At 63.9% G+C, this 6,964-nt stretch carries 4 protein-coding genes; 1 reads left to right on the top strand and 3 read right to left on the bottom strand.

Annotated features, from left to right (window positions below; translation table 11 throughout):
- Nucleotides 1–813 precede the first annotated feature (813 nt).
- Nucleotides 814–3,300 carry a S8 family serine peptidase gene (locus HY699_14840; protein MBI4517081.1) on the top strand — a complete coding sequence of 829 codons (2,487 nt, stop codon included), beginning with the start codon at nt 814–816 and terminating at the stop codon, nt 3,298–3,300.
- Between the two features lie 25 nt (nt 3,301–3,325).
- Here HY699_14840 and HY699_14835 read toward each other — a convergent pair whose 3' ends face one another.
- The 3 genes from HY699_14835 to HY699_14825 form a co-directional block, all read right to left on the bottom strand.
- Nucleotides 3,326–6,022, bottom strand: a complete 2,697-nt coding sequence (locus HY699_14835; protein MBI4517080.1) for a hypothetical protein — start codon at nt 6,020–6,022, stop codon at nt 3,326–3,328.
- A 79-nt stretch (nt 6,023–6,101) separates the two neighbouring features.
- Nucleotides 6,102–6,644 (bottom strand): hypothetical protein, encoded by a 543-nt coding sequence (locus HY699_14830; GenBank protein ID MBI4517079.1) that lies wholly within the window; start codon nt 6,642–6,644, stop codon nt 6,102–6,104.
- Nucleotides 6,645–6,657: 13 nt separating this feature from the next.
- A partial coding sequence (locus tag HY699_14825; GenBank protein ID MBI4517078.1) for a hypothetical protein occupies nt 6,658–6,964 on the bottom strand: 307 nt, incomplete at its 5' end.

The raw sequence follows: 6,964 nt of genomic DNA, 5'->3' as shown, positions 1-6,964 counted from the left end.
CCGGAAGTGAACCTCGCGCCAAGGCGCAAAGCCGCAAAGCAGAGTACGGTCTCCGAAGAGGCGTCGCCAGCAGCGGGGGGAGCGGGTCAGACTTCTGACTTTCCGCTTTTGACTTCTGCCTTACCCAACGATCCCTTCCTCTCCTCCTCCGGCAGTTGGGGCCAGGACTTCCCGGATCTGTGGGGCCTGTTTCAGATCCACGCCCCCGAGGCGTGGGAGCTGTCACAGGGCGAAGGCGTGGTGGTGGCGGTGGTCGACACCGGCATTGATGTCGAGCACCCGGATCTGGCCGCCAACGCGTGGCACAACGCGGCGGAGATTCCTGGCAACGGCATCGACGACGATGGGAACGGGTTCGTTGACGATGCGAACGGCTGGGATTTTACCCGTTGCAAGCGCGCGTACGCCGACGGGCAGTGCATTGAGGCGAAGGCGCCGTCCGCTGACGTCAGCGATCCCAACGGGCACGGCACGCACGTCGCGGGCACGATCGCGGCGGTGGGCGACAACAGCATCGGCATCATCGGCGTGGCACCGAAGGCGCAGGTGATGGCGGTGAAGGGGTTCGATGAACGGGGACAGGGCACGAACGCGGACCTGGCTGAGGCGATAGTCTATGCGGCAGAGAACGGGGCAAAGGTGATCAACGCAAGCTGGGCCGGGCCGCAGAGCGACACGATCCGGACAGCGATCGATTACGTGACGACCAGCTTCGACGTTGTGGTCGTTGCCGCTGCCGGCAATGATGCAGCACCGCTGGAGCGCGGGTACTACCCGGCGAATCTACCGAACGTGGTGGCAGTTGGGGCCACGATGCACACCGATGAAGTCGCCTCGTTCTCCAACTTCGGCGGGTCGCTCGATCTGGTGGCGCCCGGCGGCGGCGATGCGGGAGGTGAGTCCATCATTTCCCCCGAGCGTTCGATCCTCTCGCTACTGAGCACGGCCGCACGGCAGAGTGATGGCTGGGCGGCGGTGTGCCAACTGAGGTGCATCGCGTGCCAGGACGGCCGCCCGCCGCTGAGCGACGGCCAGCCGTGCCCTCCCAACTACTGTGTCGAGACGGGCGATGTGTGCACTGAGGACGGCTGCCACTTCAAGTGCGTGCGCTGTCGGGATGGAACGGTCTTGCCCCCGGAAAGCAACACCTGCCCCAACTACGACAACACGTGCAAAGAGTATCGCGAGACGTGCGAGCCCGGGCCGTGGGTGGTGGGAGAGGACTACGTCCGCGGCTCCGGGACCAGCTTCGCCGCGCCACACGTGAGCGGCGTGGCGGCCCTGGTACGCAGTCACCATCCGTCGTTCAGCCAGCCGCAGGTGCGGCAGGTGTTGCGCAACACCGCCGACGATCTGGGGCCACCAGGGTGGGACGAGCATTTCGGCTACGGGCGCGTGAATGCGGCGCAAGCGGTTGCGATCGAGGACATCCCGGTGGCGGAGATCCTTACCCCTGAAAACCGCGGCAAGATCTGGGAGCGCGACTTTCCGTTCAACGTGATCGGCACGGTGACACCTTCCGTCGACGGGCTGGGGCGGTGGCGCTTGACGATCCGGCCGCAGGCGGGTGGCGAGGCCGCAGAGGTGGCAAGCGGATCAAGCGCGGTCATGAATGGAATCCTCGGCACGCTCGATCTTGGCGGACGCTTGGCTCTGGAACCGGGGCAGCGCTACGTGCTCGACTTGGCGGCGCAGGACACCCTGGGCCAGGTCGCGCGCGACAGCAAGATGTTTCTGATTCCGAATCCGCAGTTCGCGGCGATCCCTGTGCCTGATCCGTTTGATGAGGGGGGTGGAGACGGCAGCCTCAGTTCAGATGGCCAGCGCCTCGCTCTAGTGCGTTCGGACCGAGCCGGCAACGGGAGCAGCGCGTGGACGTTCGACAACCGGACAGGTACGTTGACCCGCATTCGGCAGGCAGCGCAAGCGCGCATATCGCCCGACGGCCAGTTCGTGCTCTATGCAGACACCACCGATTTCGTTTACTGGCGCTATGTCTTGAAGGACATCGACAGTGGCGCATTTCAAGTAGTTCCGCTCGGAGATTTGTGGTCCGCAACGCCCGCGCCGTTCTCCCTTGCTGACTACGGCAGACGCGTCGCTTTCCTCTCAGGGCAGGACGTGGACCCACTGATCGGCAATCCCGACGGGAGTATCGAGGCGTTCCTCTTCGACCTGCCCAACGGGCCCGCGCGTCAGCTAACAGATGGTCCCCGCGCCTCGTTTGGGCAGCCGGAGATCGAAGATGACCTGGTGATGACCCCCGACGGCCAATGGCTGGCATTCTCCGGGCGAACTGACCTCGATCCTACCAGTTCGACGGGCGGAGGCGATCAAGTATTCGTATACGACGACGGGGCCAGACGTCTTCGACAGATTTCGGGGCGATCTTCTGACGGCCCACAATGGGGACTACGCCCGAGCTTGAGCGCGGACGGCACCAAAGTCGCATTCGCGGGCGATGGCATATACCTTGCCAATCCGAACTCTGGCACCGCGGATCGACTGCTCGATTCACAGGGGGCGCCTGATATACCTCTGCTGTCAGCCGACGCGACCAAGCTCGCGTTTATCGCCGCGCTCGACCTTGATCCGGGTGTCGCCAATGAAGACCTATCTCCCGAACTCTTCCTCATGGACCTCAAGACAATGCAGATCGGGCAGATCACGGATAGCGTGAACTTCCCCTATGTCCGCTACGGCACAGTGATGGACGCGACCGGCTGCGCGTTTCTGACCGCACCGGGAGACCTTAATGGGCTCGCTTTGCACCCAGGCATCAGCCGTTTCGTGCGACGCAGACCTGGCAATCGAGCACCGATAATCGAGCCCCTACCACCTATTGTCATCTCAGAGGGGAAGATTTCCCATGTCCCACTCCATGCGCATGATGCGGATGGAGACCCCATCACGTTTCATGTGGAGCGGAACCCGTTTGGGGATCCTTACCAGGGAAGACTGAACGGACTTGCCAGGTCCGTCCTGGAGGACCACGCAGACGGCACGGCCGATCTGCAGCTCGCGCCGTGCTACGGCACTGCGGGCCAGTACGGGCTTCGTATCGCCGCCTTTGACGGCGCTGGCGAAGTTGCCGTCCGGGCGGCGACGCTCGAAATCCAAGAGTCCGTTCGCCAGCCTGATATCAACCAAGACGGTCGCACCGATGGCAATGACCTCGCGATATTGGTGGAGAGCCTGTTCGGCCGACATCGGTACACGAGCATTCGATGCGATCCGAGTGACCTGAACGATGACACGTTGCTCTCTGCGGCAGACATCGTCGCTTGGCTTACTCGCTAAGCACGTCAACCGTGAGAGATCCAGCTCAGTTCTTGCAGAAGTCGGCGACCACAACCTTCTTGCCCGACGGGTCGGTTGTGTCGAGCCGCGTCACGCGGATCTTGATCGGCACGCTGCAAGCAATCGGCGATTTCAGGGTAATCTGCGTCGGTGTGATCCCCAAGATCTCGGGCTGCGATGCGATCAGATTGCCCGACGTGTCGGTGAACTCCACGCAGGTGCCCTTCACTTGCGGCGTGCACGTGTTGCCCTGCTTCAACGTCGCGCAGTCTGTAGCGGCAGGCGTGCCGGTGTAACCCTCAATGGCATTGAAGCCCGTGCCCGTGATGTGAACGATCGCACCTTCCGCAGCCACTTTGGGCAATACCCCGCCTGTCGAGATTGTCAGACTACCCGGGTTGCGGTGCGCCTGCCCGGGATCAACATCAACTTTCCCGCTGGCAGCCGTCACATCATTGGCAAGAATTGAGGCAGGGACGCAGCTCGAACCGTTGCCACAGTGCTCCCACTGGTTGCTCTCTGCCAGTCGCGCGGTGTACGACCCCGAAGACTGAAGTGCGAAGTTTCGCGAAGGGTTCATCACAAACGCGTTCTTGCCGTAGCTATTGCCGGAGCCGAAGTTGACGTTTCCGATGAGAGAACCGCTCGTATGGAAGAAGGCGCCATATCCGCTGAACACGCTGGCGGTGCCCAGAACCCCGATCTGCGTGCTGCCGGTGTCGAAGTTGATCTCCGTCCCGTAGGTCGTCATGCCGCAGATGAACTCGTTGCTGATCTGCCCATAGGCGTTCTGCTGCAGGAAGATTCCGTCTTGGAGTCCGTTGCGCAGGACGTCACCATCCGTTTGCAGCTCCGTGGCGCGCTGAGCGGTCGCCGATTGCTCAGCTGACAACTGCGCTGCCTCAGGGCGGGTAGCTGAAGTGCCGCAGGATGCGGGGTCCTTTGAGAAGTTGGGGTTCGGGATACACGGGATTGGGGTTTGCATGGGATCGAGGCCACACCCCACATCCGACCCGCCGGGACAGCCCGTCTGCGGCACGCATGGCGTCGGCGTTCCGTTGGGCGCGCCGCACATCATCGCGTTTGGGCAGTTCTTGCCGTTGTGCTCGATCAGGTTGCGCTCCGTCTTCAAGTGGCCCCCCACCACAGGGGTAGGGGTTCTCGTGTCCGTCGCTTGAACGAACGGGCCGCCGCGCAGATTGTTGTGAATCCAGTTGTCACGCAGGATGAGGAACCCGTCCTGACTCTTGGCCGGGCGGTCATAGCAGTACCGCAGCTCGCTATCTTCCACGATCACCGCCTCGGTGAAGTTGGTGGCGCCCGTGTTTTCGGCGTCAACGCAGTCTTTTCCCTGGGCGGGATTACTGCCGGAACAGTCGGCATTCACTCGAGCTGCCGCTCCGCCATCGAGCCGGCAGGTGCGCGCTTTACTGCCGAGGCTGTTCGGGCCGAATCCGACTTGATTCAGGTCGGCCGCCACGATGGTGCTGTCGGGTCCCAGGGTCCGGCTGATCTGGAGACCCATGAGGGTGACGTTGGGCGCGTTGATCGCCAGCTTGGCTGGGCCAGTCAGGTTGACGGTCGTCTTGAATAGGCGGCTTTTGAACTCCTGCACGGGCGAGGGGTCTCCAGCGGCATTGGTTCCGTCGATGACCGTATCGTTCGCGGTGACGGTCAGGTTCCCGGTGACGTTGATGTTGACCTCGCCACCCGTAAAGGCAGTCGCGTCGTGGTCGAACCGGATCAAGACAGGTCGGGCGGTGGAATCCGTGGCATTGGCCGCGTTGATCCGGTTTCGCAGCGTACCGGTGCCCTGGTCGTTGGCTGAGGTGACCGCATACACCGTCTTGAACACCGTCCAGTCGACGGTGTTCGGTGTGGCGGGATCGGCTACGATCAACACGCGGCGGTACTGCTCCTGGCCGGTGGCAGTGACGAAGATGTCCGCGGTGTAATCGCCGGGGGCAAGATTGCGCACCAGCACATCGCAGCGAGGTTTGCCGGTCGCCTGGTCACACACGAAGCTACAGGTGCTGTTTACGCAGGTGCAGGTGGGCGATCCGGCACAGCTGGCCGGCAGGACCACGCTTACACTCTCCGCTGCCCCGTAGAGCTCCTGGCCCCCGAAGTCAGTAGCCAAGCCGCGCGCGTTGGCAACGCCAGAGCTGTTCATCCAGGCGTGCAGGCTCGCAGTGGCCTGCGCGCCGGTGCGGTTGACGACCCGCATGATCAGATTGCCCGCCCCCGGCTTGGTCGTCGGCGTCGAGGTGGCGGTGAAGGTCGGCGTAATCGTGAAGCTGAACGTCGGCCGCGGCGGAGTGTTGGTCGGAGTGGGCCGTGTGGGCGTGAACGTCGGCGTCGGCCGAGTCGGCGTCAGCGTTGGCGTGAAGCTCCTGGTAGGAGTGGCCGTCGGTGGGCCAGGGCACGCGCCGAGTGCGTAGTTCACCCCCATCACCAGTTCGTCGACCGTCACCTCGCCATCGCCACTGACGTCGAACGCGGGGCAAGCGCTCACCTGGCTGTTGCCCAGCGCGATGTTCACGCCCAGGACCAACTCGTCGACCGTGACGACACAGTCGGCGGTGCAGTCGCCGGCGCACGCGCCACAGACCGCCCCGGCAGGGGTCCAGCGCCCGCTCGTGAGCAGCACGGTCAGAACGATGAGACCCACCCGCAGCGCAGCCCCTGCGGCACTCTTCCCCTCGGCCAGTCTATCCGCCATGGCACCCTCCTCGGCGAGCAGCGGCAACGCGGCCGCTCGCCGTGCTCAGCACGATTCGCTCATTGCCGTGTTCCGCCCGCTAACAGCCGCAGTTCCCCGGCGTCACCCCGAGTTGGCCATCGAGGCCCGTGATCGGCTTCGGGTTGGTCACCGGGTCAGCGCCCGCGGCATTGTGGATCACCAGCGGGTAGCTCCCCGGCGTGGCATTGGCCGGGATATCAACGCGGCAGCGGTACAGCACCGTCGGCTGCCCGATCGCACCGGAGTCGCTGGTTGACAGCATGATCGCCCGCAGCGCGGTGCAGGCCGTACCGCTACAGCCGGCGGGCAAGAAGGCCAGCGACAGCTCCTTGCTCAGTTGCGCTTCCCTGACGCAGGTAGCGATCGGGGTGTTCGTACTGTTGAAGCTGATGTCATTTTGGGTGGCGGCAATGCTCTTACCTTGCGGATCGAGCGTGACATCGAACCACACCGAAGTCCCGGGCTGCCCGCAAGCCTCACCCGCGGTGATAATCTGTGCCGCCGCGGGCATGGCCAGCAAGGAAGACAGTACCGTGAGCAACAGCCCCGACCCTGCCCGTCGCCGCCGGCGGCGGGTCGCGCGATGATAATCAGCAGACATGATCACCCCTCCTTCATCGACTGAAGATCAGCGTTGGCTCGGTGGACTCGGCTGTGCCCTTCGCCTTCAGATCGGCGGCGCTCCACCACCCGTCCCACCGCCCCTCACGCCCTTGGGGATCGGAGAAAGTGCCCTCCAGCCGCACGCCCTGCATGGTGCCCTCGAAGGCGCACACGGATTGCTTGCCGGCCGGCGTGTCCGCTCGCGTCGACACCAGGCCGAACTTGATCTGATTGCCATCGACGGTGCCTTCGATCTCTGCCGGAGTGCCGTTGCCCATCCCCTCCAGTGCGATGGTGCCCGTGAGAGCGCCGCTGGGG

Source organism: Deltaproteobacteria bacterium, assembly GCA_016210005.1.
Taxonomy (GTDB): Bacteria; Desulfobacterota; Binatia; order HRBIN30; family JACQVA1; genus JACQVA1.
This window is presented reverse-complemented; position numbering and strand designations above follow the sequence as displayed.

Bases quoted from the DNA above. Each gene is read 5' to 3' on its own strand.
- HY699_14840 (MBI4517081.1), top strand. From the start codon at position 814: ATGCACACCGATGAAGTCGCCTCGTTCTCCAACTTCGGCGGGTCGCTC.
- HY699_14835 (MBI4517080.1), bottom strand. From the start codon at position 6,022: ATGGCGGATAGACTGGCCGAGGGGAAGAGTGCCGCAGGGGCTGCGCTG.
- HY699_14830 (MBI4517079.1), bottom strand. From the start codon at position 6,644: ATGTCTGCTGATTATCATCGCGCGACCCGCCGCCGGCGGCGACGGGCA.